The organism is Chitinophaga jiangningensis, from assembly GCF_900142605.1.
GTDB classification, from domain to species: domain Bacteria; phylum Bacteroidota; class Bacteroidia; order Chitinophagales; family Chitinophagaceae; genus Chitinophaga; species Chitinophaga jiangningensis.
Genome location: NZ_FRBL01000001.1, coordinates 1,001,610 through 1,021,386 on the forward strand (window position 1 = coordinate 1,001,610; position 19,777 = coordinate 1,021,386).

General features: G+C 46.2%; 15 protein-coding genes. 7 read left to right on the forward strand and 8 right to left on the reverse strand.

Annotated elements, in window-relative coordinates; translation table 11 throughout:
* The first annotated feature begins 21 nt into the window (after nt 1-21).
* Nucleotides 22-2,223 (forward strand): beta-glucosidase BglX, encoded by a 2,202-nt coding sequence (gene bglX / locus BUB18_RS04150; RefSeq protein ID WP_245805608.1) that lies wholly within the window; start codon nt 22-24, stop codon nt 2,221-2,223.
* Between the two features lie 77 nt (nt 2,224-2,300).
* On the opposite strand, the gene BUB18_RS04155 is transcribed toward bglX, so the two are convergent.
* On the reverse strand, nt 2,301-3,368 hold the full coding sequence (locus BUB18_RS04155) for a PDDEXK nuclease domain-containing protein (RefSeq protein WP_073078493.1): 1,068 nt from the start codon (nt 3,366-3,368) through the stop codon (nt 2,301-2,303).
* A 147-nt stretch (nt 3,369-3,515) separates the two neighbouring features.
* Here BUB18_RS04155 and pbpC point away from each other — a divergent pair, with 147 nt between their 5' ends.
* Complete coding sequence (gene pbpC / locus BUB18_RS04160) at nt 3,516-5,915, forward strand: penicillin-binding protein 1C (RefSeq protein WP_073078250.1); 2,400 nt, start codon at nt 3,516-3,518, stop codon at nt 5,913-5,915.
* Nucleotides 5,916-6,033: 118 nt separating this feature from the next.
* Here pbpC and BUB18_RS04165 read toward each other — a convergent pair whose 3' ends face one another.
* From BUB18_RS04165 to BUB18_RS04175, 3 genes are read right to left on the reverse strand one after another with little or no spacing between them, the layout of a single operon-like run.
* Entirely contained in the window at nt 6,034-7,290 is a 1,257-nt protein-coding gene (locus BUB18_RS04165; RefSeq protein ID WP_073078251.1) for a replication-associated recombination protein A, read from the reverse strand.
* Between the two features lie 3 nt (nt 7,291-7,293).
* On the reverse strand, nt 7,294-7,728 hold the full coding sequence (locus BUB18_RS04170; protein WP_073078498.1) for a group III truncated hemoglobin: 435 nt from the start codon (nt 7,726-7,728) through the stop codon (nt 7,294-7,296).
* A 19-nt stretch (nt 7,729-7,747) separates the two neighbouring features.
* Entirely contained in the window at nt 7,748-8,233 is a 486-nt protein-coding gene (locus tag BUB18_RS04175) for a hypothetical protein (protein WP_143159816.1), read from the reverse strand.
* Nucleotides 8,234-8,440: 207 nt separating this feature from the next.
* Between BUB18_RS04175 and BUB18_RS04180 the strand changes: the two genes are divergently transcribed.
* Nucleotides 8,441-10,498 (forward strand): M13 family metallopeptidase, encoded by a 2,058-nt coding sequence (locus tag BUB18_RS04180; RefSeq protein WP_073078255.1) that lies wholly within the window; start codon nt 8,441-8,443, stop codon nt 10,496-10,498.
* 118 nt (nt 10,499-10,616) lie between these two features.
* Nucleotides 10,617-10,892, forward strand: a complete 276-nt coding sequence (locus BUB18_RS04185; protein WP_073078256.1) for a YHS domain-containing protein — start codon at nt 10,617-10,619, stop codon at nt 10,890-10,892.
* Between the two features lie 106 nt (nt 10,893-10,998).
* Here the strand turns inward: BUB18_RS04185 and BUB18_RS04190 are convergent, their stop codons facing one another.
* The 4 genes from BUB18_RS04190 to BUB18_RS04205 all read right to left on the reverse strand — a co-directional run bounded on the left by BUB18_RS04190 (nt 10,999) and on the right by BUB18_RS04205 (nt 16,820).
* On the reverse strand, nt 10,999-12,375 hold the full coding sequence (locus BUB18_RS04190; RefSeq protein ID WP_073078258.1) for a hypothetical protein: 1,377 nt from the start codon (nt 12,373-12,375) through the stop codon (nt 10,999-11,001).
* 17 nt (nt 12,376-12,392) lie between these two features.
* Entirely contained in the window at nt 12,393-15,200 is a 2,808-nt protein-coding gene (locus BUB18_RS04195) for a TonB-dependent receptor (RefSeq protein ID WP_083549334.1), read from the reverse strand.
* A 262-nt stretch (nt 15,201-15,462) separates the two neighbouring features.
* Nucleotides 15,463-15,861: a hypothetical protein gene (locus tag BUB18_RS04200; RefSeq protein WP_073078260.1), complete on the reverse strand. Its 399-nt coding sequence runs from the start codon at nt 15,859-15,861 to the stop codon at nt 15,463-15,465.
* A gap of 146 nt (nt 15,862-16,007) precedes the next feature.
* A complete protein-coding gene (locus BUB18_RS04205) occupies nt 16,008-16,820 on the reverse strand; it encodes a UDP-2,3-diacylglucosamine diphosphatase (protein ID WP_073078262.1) in 813 nt (270 codons plus the stop codon).
* A gap of 184 nt (nt 16,821-17,004) precedes the next feature.
* Between BUB18_RS04205 and BUB18_RS04210 the strand changes: the two genes are divergently transcribed.
* The 3 genes from BUB18_RS04210 to rfbA all read left to right on the forward strand — a co-directional run bounded on the left by BUB18_RS04210 (nt 17,005) and on the right by rfbA (nt 19,754).
* Nucleotides 17,005-17,655, forward strand: a complete 651-nt coding sequence (locus tag BUB18_RS04210) for a DUF47 domain-containing protein (protein WP_073078264.1) — start codon at nt 17,005-17,007, stop codon at nt 17,653-17,655.
* A 41-nt stretch (nt 17,656-17,696) separates the two neighbouring features.
* Nucleotides 17,697-18,698 carry an inorganic phosphate transporter gene (locus BUB18_RS04215; protein WP_073078266.1) on the forward strand — a complete coding sequence of 334 codons (1,002 nt, stop codon included), beginning with the start codon at nt 17,697-17,699 and terminating at the stop codon, nt 18,696-18,698.
* A 183-nt stretch (nt 18,699-18,881) separates the two neighbouring features.
* Nucleotides 18,882-19,754: a glucose-1-phosphate thymidylyltransferase RfbA gene (rfbA, locus tag BUB18_RS04220; protein WP_073078268.1), complete on the forward strand. Its 873-nt coding sequence runs from the start codon at nt 18,882-18,884 to the stop codon at nt 19,752-19,754.
* The last annotated feature ends 23 nt before the right edge of the window (nt 19,755-19,777 follow it).

Consider the following 19,777-nt stretch of genomic DNA (forward strand, 5'->3'; position numbering starts at 1 on the left):
ATTGCACAAAATCAGCAACAAATGAAAACATTTGTGGACGCGCTGATGAATAAAATGACGCTGGAAGAAAAGATCGGACAGCTGAACCTGCTCACTTCCGGTGAAGTAGTAACCGGTTCTGCAGTGAGCACCGGTGTGGAAGCTAAGATTAAAGCGGGTCAGGTAGGCGCTATGCTCAACATGACCAAGGTAGAAGATATCCGCAGAACGCAGCAGATCGCCATGGATCAGTCCCGCATGAAAATCCCCTTACTCTTTGGATTGGATGTGGTGCATGGCTACAAAACAACCTTTCCTATTCCCCTGGCATTATCCTGCTCCTGGGATATGGATATGATTGAAAAAAGTGCACGCATTGCTGCGATCGAAGCCAGCGCGGATGGTATCAACTGGACATTTTCCCCTATGGTGGACATTGCCCGCGATGCCCGCTGGGGAAGGATTGCAGAAGGCTCCGGTGAAGATCCGTACCTCGGTTCTAAAATTGCTGCTGCCATGGTAAAAGGTTACCAGGGCAATAATTTTTCTGAAAACAGTAACATCCTCGCCTGCGTAAAACACTTTGCACTATATGGTGCAGCAGAAGCAGGGAGGGATTATAACACTACGGATATGAGTCATGTACGCATGTACAACGACTACTTTCCTCCCTACAAAGCGGCGGTAGATGCCGGTGCAGCTACTGTTATGACCTCCTTCAATGATGTAGATGGTATTCCCGCCACCGCCAACAAATGGCTGATGACGGACGTACTCCGCAAACAATGGGGCTTCAAAGGCTTTGTAGTAACGGATTATACTGCCATCAACGAAATGATTGCACATGGCCTGGGTGACCTCCAACAGGTGTCTGCACTGGCACTGAAGGCAGGCACAGACATGGATATGGTAGGCGAAGGCTTTACCGGCACCATTGCCCAATCACTGAAAGAAGGTAAGATCGATATCAATACCATCAATACTGCCTGTCGCCGCATACTGGAAGCTAAATACAAATTAGGCCTGTTTGCGGACCCATACCGCAATTCCAAGGGCGACCGTACCGGTGACATTTACACTGCTCAAAATCGCCTGGAAGCCCGCAAAGCAGCCACTGAATCATTTGTATTGCTGCGCAACCAGCAACAGCTGCTGCCACTGAAAAAACAGGGTTCTATTGCGCTGATCGGGCCACTGGCTGATTCCAGGGAAAACATGACCGGTACCTGGTCTGTATCTGCCGATATCACTAAGCATGCTTCGCTGCGCGAAGCGTTGCAAAAAGAAGTAGGCAGCCAGGTAACCATCAATTACGCGAAAGGCTCCAACCTTACTGCGGACTCCATGCTGGAAATCAACAGCACCATGTTTGGCCGCTCCCTGCATAGAGATGGCCGCAGCGCTGCCGAGCTAAGAAAAGAAGCGTTGGAAGCAGCCGCTAAATCTGATATTATTGTTGCTGCACTCGGTGAAGCCTCCGAAATGAGTGGTGAGAGCGCCAGCAGAACAGATATAGGTATTCCTGATACACAGAAAGAATTGCTGGCGGCGCTGGTAGCCACCGGTAAACCGGTAGTGCTGGTGCTCTTCGCTGGTCGCCCTATGACATTGGTTTGGGAAAGTGAACATGTACCGGCCATCCTGAACGTATGGTTCGGTGGGTGCGAAGCTGGTGCCGCCATTGCGGATGTGCTGTTTGGAGCAGTAAATCCTTCCGGCAAACTCACTACCAGTTTCCCACAAAACGTAGGTCAGGTACCGCTTTACTACGGACAAAAACCTACCGGCCGCCCACTTGCCGGCAATGATAAATGGTTTACTAAATTCCGCTCCAACTACCTGGATGTATCAAATGAACCACTGTATCCTTTCGGCTACGGCTTAAGTTATACGACGTTTAGTTACAGTGATATCCGTTTATCTGCCAACACGCTTTCCACAGGTGGCAACATCAAGGCTACTGTAACGGTAACGAATACTGGAAAACAGGATGGAGTGGAAATTGTGCAGCTGTACACCCGCGATGTGGTTGCAAGCATCACCAGGCCGGTGAAAGAGCTGAAAGGATTCCAGCGCATTGCGCTTAAAGCAGGTGAATCCAGACAGGTGACTTTTACCATCACTGAAAACGACCTGAAATTTTATAATAACGAATTGAAATATGCTGCTGAACCAGGCGAGTTCAAACTCTTTATTGGCGGAAATAGCAGAGACGTGAAAGAGACGGGCTTTAGCTTGAAGTAAGTACGATTTATACCATAGTCAGTCAAACCAGGAGCTGCCACGGAATGTGGCAGCTTTTTATTAACTCTTCCTACCTCTCACTCAGTCTTTTCATTCTGGAACAACTCCGTAAATTTCTTTCGCAACATTTCTTTATTTGGCAAAAATGTTTGGTACTCTGCAATAAGAATTGGTGATAATTCACGGTTAATAGAATATTCCACTATCTGTGAATTCTTTTCCTGGCAAAGCAGTACACCCACACTGGGTTTCTCCTCGTCATACTTCACATCCCTGTCAAGTGCTTCCAGGTAAAAACTTAGCTTTTTTAAATACTCTGGTTTGAACTCGCCGGTCTTAAGCTCAAACGCAACCATACAGTGGAGCTTACGGTGATAAAACAGCAAGTCAATAAAGAAATCTACATTACCTACCTGTACCCGGTAATTCTCTTCCATAAAAATAAAATCCTTACCAAGCTCCAATACAAAGGCTTTAATACGTTCATTCAACGCGGCCTGCAAATCCCTTTCTTTGAATGATTCCGGAAGATTCAGAAACTCAAATACATAGCTGTCTTTAAAGGCGCTGCTGGTATCTGCATGGTGATTTTTAACAGCATCAGGAATAGTATACTGACCAACTTTGTAGCGTTCGAACAATGCTGCTTTATGCTGGCGTTCTAGTTCCCTTACAGTATAATTTTCCCGGATAGCTAGTTCCAGATAGAATTTAATTTCATCACTGTATTTTAATCCCATTAATACGAGATGGTGCGACCATGTTACTTTCACCAACATCGTATTACGAATATCGCTAAATTGTCTCAACGCTGTTGAGACAATTATATCAGGTTGATTATCAGAATGCATTACCTTATCTGATAATTTATAACTATCGATATCCTGATAATACATTTTGTAAAATAAACGCATGCGATATAAACCTGGCCGGTTAAATCCCTTTAACTCCGGATGATTTTCAGCAATGTAATCCGCGAGTTCTCTGATCGTTTTTTCTCCCCATGCGGAAGTCTTCATCTTATTATGGATATACTCACCCACCTGCCAGTAAAGATTAATGAGATTAACATTTACACTTCTGATCACCTCATTGTGGGAATGCTTGATGTGTTTGACTAATTCGCCAAATTGTGCTTCGGTCATAAGATATGGATTTAGAAATGATTGGTTAAAAACAATATCGCAAGCTATCAAGAACCTTTCAAATTCAGGCTGTTCCTTTTGTTCATTCTTCATTCGGGGAATGATGATAATGAACAGATCAAACTTTTATCCTATCATTGCACCCTGATGACCCGACTCCAATTCAAACAATGGTGCCTGCGCAAAAAGTGGTGGCTGTCCGCCCTCACCGCGCTCCTGATTGCCTATTACTTTTGCTTACCTAAAAACCTTTTTAATCATCCTACTTCTTTTGTTTTGGAAGATAGTAATGGCGACCTGCTCAGCGCGACCATCGCAACGGACGGCCAGTGGCGGTTTCCATACCAGGAAGCCGTTCCGGAAAAATTTCGCAGATGCATCATTGCCTATGAGGATAAACGTTTTCGTTATCATTGGGGCGTTGATCCTATCGCCATGGCCCGCGCCATAAAACAAAACATTACCGGCCATAAAGTGGTGAGCGGCGGCAGTACCCTTACCATGCAGGTAATCCGCATCGCCCGCAATAAACCACGCACCCTCTGGCAAAAATGTATCGAAGCTATACTGGCAACCAGACTGGAATTCGGTGCATCAAAAAATAAAATACTTGCCCTGTATGCCGCCAACGCCCCCTTCGGTGGAAACGTGGTAGGACTGGAAGCCGCCGCCTGGCGTTATTATGGAAGGAATGCAAACCAACTCTCCTGGGGCGAAATGGCAGCGCTGGCAGTACTACCAAACAGTCCGGCACTGGTGCACCCTGGAAGAAACAGACAAACTTTGATGGCTAAACGTAATCAACTGCTGCATAAACTGTATGTAAATAAAACAATCGACCAGTCCACCTACGAACTGGCGCAGCTGGAACCTTTGCCGGACCAGCCTTTGCCGCTGCCACAGTTTGCACCGCACCTGCTCGACAAATTTCGCAGCGACTATAAACAACAATCAACCGATATCCCCACACGTATTAAAAGTACCCTGGATGCTGCGCTGCAAAAAAATGTAACGGACATCGTTACACGCTATCACCAGAGCTATAAAGCCAACGGCATCAACAACGCCGCTGCACTGGTACTCGACGTAGAAACCGGTAACGCGCTTGCCTACGTCGGTAATATATACAACACCGCCGATCCTGAACTCGAAAGCCATGTGGACATCATCCAGGCCAGGCGCAGCCCGGGCAGCACCCTCAAACCCATCCTGTATGCAGCCATGCTGCACGATGGAATGATCCTGCCCAACACCCTCATCCCGGATGTACCCACCCAGATTGCCGGCTACTCCCCGCAAAACTTTGACCTCGGCTACGACGGCGCCGTGCCAGCTTCCCACGCGCTGGCCCGCTCACTCAATATACCGGCAGTACGCATGCTGCAAACTTACCGCTACGAACGCTTTCATGTGTTGCTGAAGCAAATGGGCATCTCCACACTCAACAAACCCGCAGACCACTACGGACTTTCCATGATCCTCGGCGGCGGCGAAACCACCCTGTGGGAAATGGGCGGCATGTACGCCAGCATGGCCCGTATGCTGCTACACCTCGACCAATACAAAGGGAAATATGACGCAGATGATATTCATGCCCCTAACTATATGCACAACGCGGCACAACCTTCCCGGCATGGCCTCAGCAACAGCGCCCCTTTAGATGCAGCCAGCATCTGGTGGACCTTCGAAGCCATGACGGAAGTAATGCGCCCAGGCGAAGAACTGCTGTGGCAACAGTTTTCCTCTTCACAACGCATCGCCTGGAAAACAGGTACCAGCTTTGGCTTCAGAGACGGCTGGGCCATAGGAGTGACCCCACAGTACGTAGTAGGCGTATGGGTAGGCAACGCCGACGGCGAAGGAAGGCCAGGCCTTATTGGCGTATCCACCGCAGCGCCCATACTGTTTGACATATTCCGCCTACTGCCCGCCAATAGCTGGTTCACGCCCCCTTTTGAACAAATGAAAAAAGTGGAAGTCTGTCGCAAAAGCGGTTTCAGGGCAAGTGAAATCTGTGAAGAAAAAGATTCCATCTGGGTACCAGCAGCAGGTATCAGGTCAGGGGTGTGCCCTTATCACCAACTCATACACCTGGACCGTAACGGGCAGTTCCGCGTAACAGAAGCCTGTGAATCTCCCCAGTATATGCAACACAAACCCTGGTTTGTGTTACCCCCCTCGCAGGAATATTATTACCGCAGCAAAAACTATTACGAGCCACTACCGCCATACAAGCCGGATTGCCTGGCTTCCTTAGGGCTGGATAAAGCCCCGATGGAACTGATTTACCCACGCCCTAATACACGTATATTCGTACCCGTAGAAATCGATGGTAATCCCGGACAAACGATCTTCACGGCCACACACCGCAATACGGCCGCTAAAATATTCTGGAGCCTGGATAATAATTTCCTTGGTACTACTACGGACTTCCATCAGATGGCGCTACGTCCACAGGCCGGAAAGCATACGATTACACTCGTTGATGAGAACGGAGAAAGGATCTCCTGCGAGTTTACCATCCTGGATAAAGAGCGGGAAAAATAGCATGACTTTTTTTTGAGGCTACCTGCCGGCAGCCCGCGCGCAGCGCGGAACTCCCCGCAACGCCGAAGGCGTTGCAAAAAACAGAAAGGGACCAAAGGTCCCTTCCAAAATAAACTATTTAGTAATTATACTTATCCTTCCACAACTGCTTCAAATACCTCCTCAATTCATCTTCCCTGGCATTTTTTCCGGGATCATAAAACTTAGTACCGGCAATTGCTTCAGGTAAAAATTCCTGTGTCACAAAGTTATTATCATAATCATGTGCATAAGCATATCCTTTACTATACCCCATTTCCTTCATCATTTTCGTCGGGGCGTTCCTGATATGCATCGGCACCGGCAGGTCTCCGGTTTTTGCTACCATCGACTGTGCTGCATTGATTGCCATATACGAGGCATTACTCTTTGGCGAGGAGGCCAGGTAGGTAACACACTGTGACAATATAATGCGTGATTCCGGATAACCGATCATCGTTACTGCCTGGAAGCAGTTAGTAGCCAGTAATAAGGCATTGGGGTTCGCATTTCCTATATCCTCGGAAGCCAGGATTACGAGTCGCCGCGCAATAAATTTCACATCCTCACCGCCGTCAATCATACGGGCCAGGTAATACACGGCTGCATTGGGATCGCTGCCACGGATGGATTTTATAAAGGCAGATATAATATCATAGTGCTGCTCACCGCTTTTATCATAAATAGCCACGCGCTGCTGTGCAATCTCCATCACCGCTTTGTCGGTGATCACTACCGGGTCGGTTTGGATGGTGCCTACCACCAGTTCAAACAGGTTCAACAACTTCCGGGCATCTCCCCCGGAGATATTAAACAGGGCGGTCGTTTCCTTTAACTCGATATTTTTCGACTGCAGCCATTTATCTCTCTCCATAGCCTGATGGAGCAACTGCATCAACTGCTCGGGCCCGAGAGGTTTGAGCACATATACCTGGCTGCGGGAAAGCACCGCCGCATTAACCTCAAAGCTAGGATTCTCTGTGGTAGCACCTATCAGCGTGATAATCCCTTTTTCTACGGCGCCCAGCAAAGCATCCTGCTGCGATTTATTAAAACGGTGGATTTCATCTATAAATAAAACCGCGTGTGATTGCTTACGGGCTATTTCTATCACTTCCCGCACCTCTTTTACGCCTGCTGAAATAGCACTCAGCGTATAAAACGGTACGTTCAGGGTATGTGCAATAATATTGGCAATGGTAGTTTTGCCCACGCCCGGAGGTCCCCAAAGGATCATGGACGGGATGCGGCCCTGCTCAATTGCTTTTCTTAAAATACTGTCTTTTCCGGTCAGGTGTTCCTGTCCCACCAGTTCATCAAGGGTGGCGGGCCTGAGTCGCTCTGCTAATGGTTGCATACGCTATCCGTTTTGATTGCCCGGGTTAACGAGCGGTATATTACCTTTCTGTTGTTCAGGATGATTAATGATGTTCATCTTAAAATTCATAATCTCGCTGATGGAACGGGCCCGGGTAATGGCCAGATCAGCAGTTTCGCCGATGAACAACTCATTTACAGTGGCTTCAAAAATCTGGAGCCAGCGCTGGAACATCGGTGTTTCCAACGGCACCAGCTTATTAATAGCGAAGTGTGGTTGCATGGCATTCCCCTTATAGGTACCTTCCAGTAACAAACTATCCCAGAAGTCGTACATAACGGGGAGATGCTTCGGCCAGTCCACCTTCATCACATCGTTGAAAATATAACCAATCAGGTCATCCCTGGTAGCCTTGTCATAAAAAGATCGCACCATCAACTCTATATCTTCCCTGGTTTTTATGTCATGCTTTTCCATTGCCATGATATTAGTTAATTTATAACATCAGATTATCATCTTCCGGGCGACTACTATCTTCCAATTCCTGCTGTTGCTGCTTCCATTTTTTCAGGAAGCCGAATCCGAGGATGGCATTAATCAGGTACAGCGCCGGGAAAATAATGAGCATAGCTCCCATCAACCGAATCACACTCACGTTCATATCCTTAAAGGCTTCCGGGTTTTCTGACATCAGCTTTTCCTGTAACGGCGCCAGTAAAATATCAGCATTCGCCAGCATGATCAGCCCACTGATGATGGACAGGGAAGTAAAAAAGATGATAATACCACCGGTAATGCGGATGCCGCCAGGGGTGCTTTCTTTCAGCGGAATCTGGGGTATCAGCAAGCTACGCTGCAGGTAGAGCGACAGCAGGCTATGTACAAAGAACAGGCTTAAAAAGGCTACATTGAGGAATATCTGTGGATTTAAACCACTGCTAATCAATCCAATAAATCCCATTAGCGTCGTAAAACTGGACATAAACAAGCATATCGACGTCAGAATCCTGTATAATCTAAACTTAAATGTCATTCAACAACCTTTTATAAGCTACAAACCTACCTAAATATTCAGAAATTTCCGGCTTTTAGGTATTTCTGGCAGTTTTACCGAAGTTTGCCACTCATGTAATACCAATTGTGATACTTGGTACCTTTTCTATAACTTTAAGTAAAACCTGATTATAATATGAGTAAAACTAATGCGGTAAAGCTACCGTTACTCGCTGCAATGGTGACATTTGCAGCTTGTAACTCAGGCAGTTCCACGCAATCCACTGGTGCCGACACAACTAAGGTACCTGCCTTCAACCTCGCGGATATCGACAGCTCCGTAAAAGCCTGTGACGATTTCGACAACTTCGTAAACGGCAATTGGAAGAAAAACAACCCTGTACCTTCTACAGAAAGCCGTTGGGGCGCTTTTAACATCCTCGACAAAGAAAACAAGGAAGTACGCCTCAAAGGTATCATCGCCGAAATCAGTGCTAAAACTGATCTCAAAAAAGGAACCGAAGAACAGCAGATCGCTGACTACTATGCTTCCTACCTCGACACCGCTACCATCGAAAAACGCGGGATCTCCCCATTACAACCTTACCTTGACAAAATTGAGGGTATCAAAACTCTTGCCGACTGGTCGGCAGTAAATGGTGAGCTGGGTAAAATCGGCGTTTCCACCTTCACCGGCTTCTATGTTGAGGCTGATGCCAAAAACAGCAAAATGAACGTGCTGTATCAGGGCCAGGACGGTTTGTCGCTGGGCGAAAAAAGCTATTACGAAAGACAGGATTCTGCCACTAAAAACGTACGCGCCGAATTCGAAGCACACGTAAACAAAATGTTCTCCCTGGCCGGCTTCAAAGAGGCAACCCCAGGTAAAACTATCCTTGACTTCGAAACCAAACTGGCAAAAATACAGCTCTCCAACGTGGACCTGCGTGACCCGGTGGCAACCTACAACCGCGCAGCCTTCGGCGAACTGAAAGCCCTGGCGCCTGATTTCGATTGGGATGGCTTCACCGGCAAACAGGATATCAAAACCGATACCCTCGTTATCCAGAACAAAGCGTACCTCACCAACGCTGGCAAACTGCTGAAAGCAACCCCGCTGGATGTACTGAAAACCTATACCAAATGGCAACTGCTGACTCGCTTCGCGGGCTACCTGCCTAAAGATTTCGATGCCGAAAACTTCCACTTCTTCGGTACCGTTCTTACCGGTAAAAAAGCACAGAAAACCCGTCCTGAACGCGCTATCCGCTCTACAGACGCTACTTTGGGCATGCCGCTGGGAAAACTCTTCGCAGCTAAATACTTCCCTGAAAGCTCTAAGAAGAAAGTTTCCGAAATGATCGAAAACGTGCGTAAAGTATATGGCGAAAGAATCGATAAACTCACCTGGATGAGCGATTCAACCAAAGCAATGGCACATAAAAAACTGGCTTCCTTTACCTACAAAATCGGCTACCCTGATAAATGGAAAGACTATTCCACTATCGTAGTTGAAAAGGATAAACTGGTAGAGAACGCCATCAGCGCAATGAACTACCAGCACAAAGAAGCAGTAGCTAAAATCGGTAAACCGGTTGATAAGTCTGAATGGGGTATGACACCTCAAACAGTGAATGCCTACTACAACCCACTCAACAACGAAGTGGTGTTCCCTGCAGGTATCCTCCAGCCTCCGTTCTACAATGCCAATGCTGACGATGCGATCAACTACGGTGGTATCATCGCCGTAATCGGCCACGAGTTTACCCACGGTTTCGATGACCAGGGTTCTCAATTTGATGCAGATGGTAACCTGAAAAACTGGTGGACTGCTTCAGATCGTACCAATTTCGATAAACTGGCGAAAAGCTATATCGATTACTTCAGCAGCATCCAGGTACTGCCTGGCTTCAACATCAACGGTGGCCTCACTATCGGTGAAAACATCGCGGATCTGGGTGGTTTAACCCTTGCTTACCATGCACTGGAAAAATCCTTCGAAGGTAAAGAACAACCTAAGCCAATTGATGGCTACACCTGGCAGCAGCGCTTCTTCCTCGGATGGGCACAGGTATGGCACGGTAACATTACCGACGCCGCCCTGCGCAACCAGGTACAAACAGATCCGCACTCTCCTGCAAGATGGCGCATCAACGGTCCGCTGCCTCACCTGGTTGAATTCCAGCAGGCATGGGCTTGTACTGATTCCAGTAAAATGGTATTGCCTGCAGCAAAACGTGTTGTAATCTGGTAATAACAATAGATTCCTCCCGTTCCGGGAAATAGTAATTGGAGAATCATGGGCCCTAATATCTCCCGTGATTCTCCAATTTTTTAATACTCCGTAACTTCGATAGAAAATAAGAACGAAAATGAAATATGTACTCGTAGCAGCTGCCCTCTTCATGATGTCATGTGCGCAGCAGTCAAAACCAGCGGAAACCACCGGCACAGCCACCGCTGAACCCGCAGCCACCACTGCTGCCGTAACCGATAAACTGCCTGATCCTGTATGCGAAATGCCTTATGACACCAGCTACCAGGAATGGACCGTTTATAAAACCGATACCCTGCACTTCTGCTCTTCTACCTGCAAGGAAGTTTTCCTGAAAGCACCGGATAAATACATGGCCAAACTCGGCAAATAATCACCTAAATAAAAAACCCGTCCCGGAAAACCGGGACGGGGGATTAAATTGTAAATACAGCTTATAAAATCAACGTTTAAGCTAAAGAGTTATATAGTCGTTACTATTATTTTACGATTCTGTTCCAGGAAACCCACTTCGCTTTAGTCCAGTCATTAGCAGGATCCACTGCACCACGGTAAGCTACTTTGTCAAAGAATGCATCGTTCAGAGAACCATCAAACTTAGCACCTGTTAACGCAGGAGAACCGGTTTGTGGTGTCAGATCCGGATTGGCATTGTTGGTAGGATCTTTCAGTTTCAGATCAGCCAGGTTAGCTGCACCAAAGATGGTAGAAGCATCACGGCCAGTAACCAGCAAAGTCAGTGCAGCAGCATTTACCACCCCACCATTTGCAAACAGGGAGATGCTTTCAGTACCCGCACCCTGCAGCAGGGAATTAGCAAATTTGCTGTCACCGGCAGTGTAGAAGTCGATACCTACCTGATCATCGATACGCAGTGCAGCCAGGTAAGAGTTAGCTACGATAGAGTTACCGAGTACAAATTTAGAACCTCTTCTCCAACGCATACCATAACCATAATCTTTACTTACGGAAGTACCAACGCCAGGGCCCATGGCGGTAAAGTTAGACAGTACAGGCGCAGTGATTGGGGTGGTAGTAATAGGTTTGGTATTAGGGTTGGTGTTATCCACTTCAAAGTTGTTGGACACATCACCACCGGTTTTAGTATCGGTGAAAGAAGGCTGTTTGATAGAAACAGCATACTGGATTTTACCTCTGTAACCATCATCAAAATCGAAATCATCATCTGCGTTATTGTAAGCGATAATGTATTTCAGGTTTGCCGTACCACCGAAAATTTCCAGCGCATCATCCAGGCCATTCAGGATCTGAATGTGGTGGAGGGTAGTACCGCTACCAACACCATACAGCGTGAGACCATTGATCTCATCATTTGGCGCTACTGCTTTACCACCGTATTCGATACGGGTGTAAGTCAGGCTACCAGAGTTATCCGTATCATCCGTACCACCAAACAGGGTATGTGCAGCATCTACACCACCTTCCAGTTTAGAGTGGTTACCGTTACCAGTAGCGTTACCCACCAGGATTACACCACCCAGGTCGCCAGGCTTAGCGTCAGCATGACCGGAAGTGAAAACGATTGGGTTATCAGTAGTACCATTTGCGTCGATTTTCGCGCCTTTGTACACTAACAGCACACCAGCAGAATCACGGTAAGAGATAATTTTAGTACCAGCTTCGATTGTCAGTTTTGCAGGAGCATCTACGTATACATATCCACGGAGTACATATACTTTGTTTTTAGACCAGGTAGTGTTAGCAGAAATAGTATTCCTTACCATTACTGTGTCTTTAGACGTTGTTGGCGGAGGCGTGCTGTTGTTATCATCATTCTTACTGCAGGCAGCGAGTGATGCAGCGGCCATCAGTGCCAGTACATAATTCTTGTTCATGTTGTGTGCAGATTTAATTATTTTTTGGAAAGAAAATTATATCTGAATGAAAGGGTGAAAGTGGTACCTGGTTTCACGGAATTCACAATGTAATCGTGTCCTGCCTGGTAAGCAGTTTTATCACTGCCGGGGAACTTATAATACCATGCAATCGGCTGTGCCAGGATATCGCTGATATTTAACCTGAATTCACCTGCTTTATGAAATACTTTCTTGCTGATCTGGAAGTCAATAATATCTCTCGGGCGCTCGTAAGTATCCAGTCCATCAGCAGTACCTCTGAACCGGAGGCGCTGGCCAATTCTGTTATACAGGAGGTTTAGGGAGAAGTCATTGTCCGCCGGGGCATAAGTCAATCCGCCATTGATCAGGTAAGGCGATTGTCCCTGTAACGGCGTTTTCTTACCGTCGCTGCCGGCTGGCAGATCTACATTGGAATTGATGTAGGCCGCATTCGCATAGAATACGAGGTTATCAAATATGGATGAAGAAGAAATAAAGTTTAAACGCTTGCGGAATTCCAGTTCAGCACCGATATCTGTAGCGCTTGGTGCGTTATTGTAGGATAGGATGCTGTTACCATCGTTGGTTTGTTCGATCGGATTTTTGAAGTGTTTATAGAACACAGATGCAGAGAGGATTTCGCCTGCGCCCGGGAACATTTCCCATCTCAGATCCAGGTTATTAGCCAGGGCTCGTTGCAGGTTCTTATTACCTTCAATCAGGTATTCGTTATCAAAATCATAGTAACGGAACATAGCCAGCTCACGAAATTCAGGGCGGTTCACCGTTTGCGAGTAGGAGAAGCGAAGGTTGGATTGCTCGTTCAGTGCATAGGTGGCATTCAACGAAGGCAATACATCCACATTGCTGTAGTGCTGCTTTGGTTCGCCGGCAGTAGTCAGTTCCTGTGTATAGGATTCTACTCTTGCACCCCATACCAGTCGCAGTGCATCCGCGAGTTTATTATCCAGCATCAGGTAGCCGCCTGTGAGATCGCCGGTACCTTTATAGTCTTTATTATTCAGGTCGATTTTCGCCAGCAGTATTTTGTATCGGTCGATATTTTCGTTAGTGAAAATCTGGTCAACAGTCAGGCCTTTATCCAGTGCAATATTGGTATTAGACACAGCAGAAGCGTACCCCAATGCAACGGCAGAAAAATCGCGGCTTCTGTAGACTTTTGTACCACCGAACTTAAATTTCTGCGATTGTCCAAACAGCTCAAATGGTAAGGCAATGTTCAGGTTAGCACTGTAGATATTCTCGGTCAACTTGGTGTATACGCGACCGGCTTCGCGGATGTTAGGGTTGTTTTCGTTTGACAGTGTTAAGGTATAGAAGTTATCCCCTGCGTACTGTTTGAAAGAGAGGATACGCTGGTCAGGCTGGTTTCTGGCAGCACGGCCATAAGCGATATTCCAGTCCACATTCCATTTTCTGTTACCCAGCACATGTGTACCTTCTACGGTGGAATTGTACAGGCTGTTCTGCGTCATTTCAGCGTTATAGCTGATACGTGGCTGACCTGCATTGTTATCATATTGCAGTCCTGCACGATTGGTGAATATGTTGTTAAAATCGTTGTTAAAGAAGTTCTTGAACGCAATTTTGTTGTTTCCAAAATTGTAAGCGAGGTTCAGTACAGCACCCAGGTTATTGGCTTGGGTATAGGAATAATCTTTATAATCAAAAAGGTGTTCTGTCACGTTTTGCTCGCTACGCTCGCGGTAGATGCGGCGCAGGCTGTTACTATAGTTTAGGGAGAAGATATAGCCGAAACGGTTATTGCCTTTTGTGTGCCAACTGTTTCCGTTGGCCAGCTGCACGCCGAAAGGAGGACGGCTTTTGCCTTGCAGGTCGCCGCTGCTATAGCTGTTAGGAAACTGTTTGGCGATAGCAATTTTATCCGCATCAGGCAGCAGGCTGTAATTACCTTTAGCAGCATTTTTATAAGCATCTGGTAATTTTCTTGAGCCGTCGTCAAAACCTAACCAATCTGTTTTTCCTTTTGGTGGAGTCGTATAAAAATCTTTGAAAGTAGTTTGTGTATTGTAACCAGTGCTCAGCTGTAAATCCAGAAAAGCCTGATCAGGAAAGTCTTTGGTGGATACTTTCACTGCACCGCCGGCAAAGTCAGCTGGCAGGTCAGGAGAAGCCGTTTTAAAGATGGTGATATTATCAATCAGGTTCGAAGGGATGATATCAAAGGAGAAGGCCTTTTTATCCGGTTCCGTGCTCGGCATCACGGCGTTGTTCATGAGGGTGGTATTATATCTCTCACTTAAACCCCGTACTACTACAAACTTATTATCCTGTATGCTGGTACCACTTACACGCTTCAGTACTTCACCGGTGTTTTTATCAGGTGATTTGCGGATCAGGTCAGCAGAGATACCATCAGATACCACCGCATTATTTTTTTGTGCAGCGTAGAGCGCATTAATGGTTTCCTGTTTATAGGAGCCTTTGATCACTACTTCTTTCAGGTCTTTGGAGGCTGCTACTTCCAGGATTACATCCAGGCTGGCAGCGTGATTATCATTTACTTTTACTTCGCTGATGGACTTCGTTTGATAGCCCATATATTTGAAGTCGATAGTATAGGTACCGGAGGTAACAGCCAGCGCATAGCGGCCTTCTACGTCGGTAACAGTACCCTGGGATGTTCCCTGTACTATAATGGTAACGCCTGGAATGGCTTCACCGGTTTTTTTGTCGGTAACTTTTCCGGTCACTTTTCCCGGTCCTGTGGCTAAGGCTGATAGTGAAAGGAGACATATTACTATCAGTGTAAAAAACGGTACAGAATAAATTCGTTGCACGGATGAAGTAATTTATAAGCTATGTATACAGAAACGTTGATTCTAATCTGGTGCTGATCGCATTCTAATTTCTGTTACAAAAGTATTTGTCTGATATTAACAGCGTATTAACGGATGGTTATCCTAATATTAAATCGTACTAACTGTATCGGGTATACGAATTCCCATTCGCTTTATTACGCGTGCCGCAGGCACGCGTAATAAAGCGAATGGGTCAGGGCCTGCGGCCCTGACCCATTCGCAAACAAAATGGTAAGGATACTTAAAAAGAAATATTCTGCGAAGGAAACTGCCTGTTATTCATCAGCATATCCAGTGAAATATCCAGCTGATAATTTTTTTCTTCCTTTTTTGGTTGGGAAGAAGATATCTGAAACAGGTGCTGGCTTTTATTGGTAAAAGGTTTATTGTCTTTATTGCACAATTCCAGGGTGAAGTTGAACCGTTCTTCCACTTCTTCTTCAAACTCCCGCAGGCTTAAAGTTTCATCGATAGGAAATTCGATCAGGTTTTCTTCATCGAAACCGGCTTCTTTGAGGGTATCAAACGCATTAGCCACAGAATGACGCATATATACTGCTACGTTACAGGACAGCAAACGTTGCAGTTGCATTTGCAGGAGGGAAATTGTCATGAGTGGATGTAACTTCAGTACTTTCATCTTGATGTATGATCTTTCTGTTCCAAAAGGTCCAATACGGATACTTGTTTATTTACTGGCAAAAGTAGAACCCTACTTTTAATTTAATATTAAGTACCTGTTATGTTTATGTGAAACTTATGACTTTTTATAAAATGTGTAAAAAATTAAAAGGCATTGGAAGGGAACACCAGCGGGCGGTCGTCTTCGTCTTCAGGGATGACCACGCGGGACTTGGAAACAGGGTGTTGGTACAGGTTCCATTGCTGGTTGGCATATTCGAGTGAGGTAAGGCTTTCTACCCAGTCGCCGGAGTTGAGGTAGGTAACGGTTTTATCACCTACCTGCATTTCTTTAATGAGTGGCTGGTGGATATGTCCACAGCATACTACGTCAATATGTTTATCTGCGGCTATTTCTGCTACAGTTTGTTCGAAGTCGGAAATAAATTTCACGGCCTGTTTTACCCCCTGTTTTACTTTTTTGGAGAAGGACATCTTCTCTTTGCCAAATTTTTCCAGGGTATTGTTTACGAGGCGATTGAGGATAATCAGGAGATCATAGCCCTTTCCTCCCAGCTTAGCCAGCCATTTTGAGTTTTTCATGGTCACGTCGTATACGTCACCATGGAAAAACCAGTGTTTTTTCCCGTCTATGTCGATGATCAGCTTATCGTCGATTTTGAAGTTGCTGAGCTCAAACCCGGAGTATTTGCGCATGGCTTCGTCATGGTTACCGGTGAGGTATACCACCTGGGTGCCTTTGCCGATCATTTTAAGGATGCGGCGGATTACCTTGGTATGGGACTTAGGGAAGTAGCGTTTGCTGAACTGCCAGATATCGATAATATCCCCGTTTAGCACCAGGATCCGCGGATCAATGCTGTCCAGGTACTGTATGAGCTCTTTGGCGTGGCAGCCGTAGATGCCGAGGTGTACATCTGAAATAACGGCTATATCTAATGGACGCTTGTCTGACATTCAATTGCAGGTATGAACAAGTTGCCGGGCAGCTTGTTTTATTAGTTAAATTGACAATGCAAAGGAAAAATCGCTATATTACTTTTATATTAATCCAATGTTAAGGAATTATTAATTCCTACAGGAAATTGGCAGTAATGGGATGTGCGGCCTATTTTTGCGGCAAATTTTTAAACTCAAACGTATGGGAGGCTTCAACTCTTTTGTAAAATTATTCATGCCGAAAGACCGGGTATTTTATTCTCTTTTTGAAGATGTTGCTTCCAATCTGGTAGAAATGTCTCAGGTCCTGAACGAGCTGGTAGCTACCACCGACCTGGCAGTAAGGAAAGATAAAGTGCATCTGATCGAGCGCCTGGAGCACAAAAATGACGATTACACCCACCGTATATTTGTTGAGCTGGGGCAGAACTTCATCACCCCGTTTGACCGTGAAGATATTCACTACCTGGCTGCTACCCTGGATGATGTGGCTGACTATATCCATGGTTCTGCCAAAAGAATGGATATTTATAAAGTTCATAATATAAATGACAGCATCCGCAAGCTGGCTGAACTGATCCACCTGGGTGTTCTGGAGCTGCACAAAGCTATACACGAGCTCCGCACCATGTCAAACATGCGTATCATCACTGATGCCTGTGTGAAAATCAACAGCCTGGAGAACCATGCTGATGATATCTATGATATGGCGATTGCCGAATTGTTCGAAACAGAGCAAAACGCAGCTGAACTGATCAAAATGCGTGAGATCTACCAGGCACTGGAAATCGCTACTGATAAGTGCGAAGACTGCGCCAATGTGATCGAAACCATTATTATCAAGTACTCTTAAGGAGTGCCTGCCTGTCCAGAACGTATAATTACGGTATCACCATGACCTTACTAGTTGTTATTATTATATTGGCCTTCATCTTCGACTATATCAATGGTTTCCATGATGCCGCCAACTCTATCGCCACGATAGTATCCACCAAGGTACTGACGCCGTTTCAGGCTGTACTTTGGGCCGCAGTTTTCAACTTTGCTGCGTTTTTCATTGCCAAGTATATCATTGGAGAGTTTAAAGTAGCCAACTCCGTTGCCAGCTCGGTTTTTGAACAATTCATTACACTGAAAGTAATTTTGAGTGGCCTTGTAGCCGCTATCACCTGGAACCTGTTCACCTGGTGGCTGGGTATCCCGTCCAGTTCTTCCCATACGCTGATCGGGGGCTTCATCGGAGCCGCCGTAACCAGTGCCGGTACCCTGGATGTAATCAACTATCATAAAGTACTGCCAATCGTTTACTTTATTGTCCTGGCCCCACTGATCGGTATGATTGTGTCTTTCATCTTCACCCTGATCATTGTAAATATCTGCCGCCGGGCCAATCCTTATAAGGCTGAAAACTGGTTCAAGCGCCTGCAGCTGTTGTCCAGTGCGGCCCTGAGCCTTGGGCACGGTTCCAACGATGCGCAGAAAGTAATGGGTATCATTGCGGCCGCTATGGTGGCTGCCGGACATATTCCAAATATCAAGGCGATGCCAGACTGGATTCCCCTGGCCTGCTTTACCGCCATTGCGCTTGGTACCATGAGCGGTGGCTGGAAAATCGTTAAAACAATGGGTACCCGTATCACCAAGGTGACTCCGCTGGAAGGCGTAGCTGCAGAAGGTGCGGGTGCGGTAACCCTGTTCTTTACCGAACATTTGGGCATCCCGGCCAGTACCACACACGTTATCACCGGTGCTATTATGGGGGTAGGGGCTACCAAACGCCTCTCCGCTGTTAGATGGGGCGTTACCGTTAGTCTGCTCTGGGCATGGGTACTCACCATCCCTATCAGCGGCCTCCTGGCAGCCATTACTTATGCTATCGTAAGTATTTTCATTTAATTTATACGGATAACCTCCGGAGTAATATAAGCTAAAACCTGCGCCTGCCGCAGGTTTTTTGCTTTTATGGTTTCATGACTGCTATAAATTCGCTTTCATTAAAATTTTACGCAAACGTGTGCCTTACATTTATACGCATAAACTATTATTTTTGTAGGATTACTAAACTGAATTGAATTACCAATGAAAGGAATTATCCTGGCTGGCGGTTCCGGCACCCGATTACACCCCATTACCTACGCGATCAGCAAACAGATTATGCCCGTTTATGATAAACCTATGATCTACTACCCGCTGTCTACACTCATGCTGGCAGGTATCAAGGACATCCTTATCATTTCCACACCGCATGATTTGCCTTCTTTTCAGCGCCTCTTTGGTGATGGCAGTCAACTGGGGCTTAAACTCAGCTATGCGGAACAGCCACAGCCAAACGGCCTGGCACAAGCCTTCGTAATCGGTGAACAATTCATTGGTACTGATAATGTTGCACTGGTATTAGGAGATAATATCTTCTACGGCGCCGGTTTAGGTACTCAACTGGCAAATAATGTGAATCCGGATGGTGGTATCGTATATGCATACCAGGTATCCGATCCGGAAAGATATGGTGTGGTGGAATTTGCAGATGATATGAAAGTGGTATCCATCGAAGAAAAACCTGCAAAGCCAAAATCCAACTTCGCCGTACCAGGATTGTACTTCTACGATAACTCCGTGGTGGAAATCGCTAAAAACCTGGAACCAAGCCCACGTGGTGAATACGAAATTACTGACGTTAACAAAGAATATTTGAAGCGCGGAAAGTTAAAAGTATCTATCTTACCCCGCGGTACCGCATGGCTCGATACCGGCACTTTCGACTCCCTCATGCAGGCTTCACAGTTTGTACAGGTAATCGAACAACGCCAAGGCATCAAAATCGCATGTATCGAAGAAATCGCCTACCGTAAGGGCTTTATTGATGCTTCACAATTACAGCAACTGGCTAAGCCATTGCTGAAAAGCGGCTACGGACAATATCTTGAATCCGTACTCCAACAAAAATTGATCTGAAAAATTAAATCGTAAATCTAAAA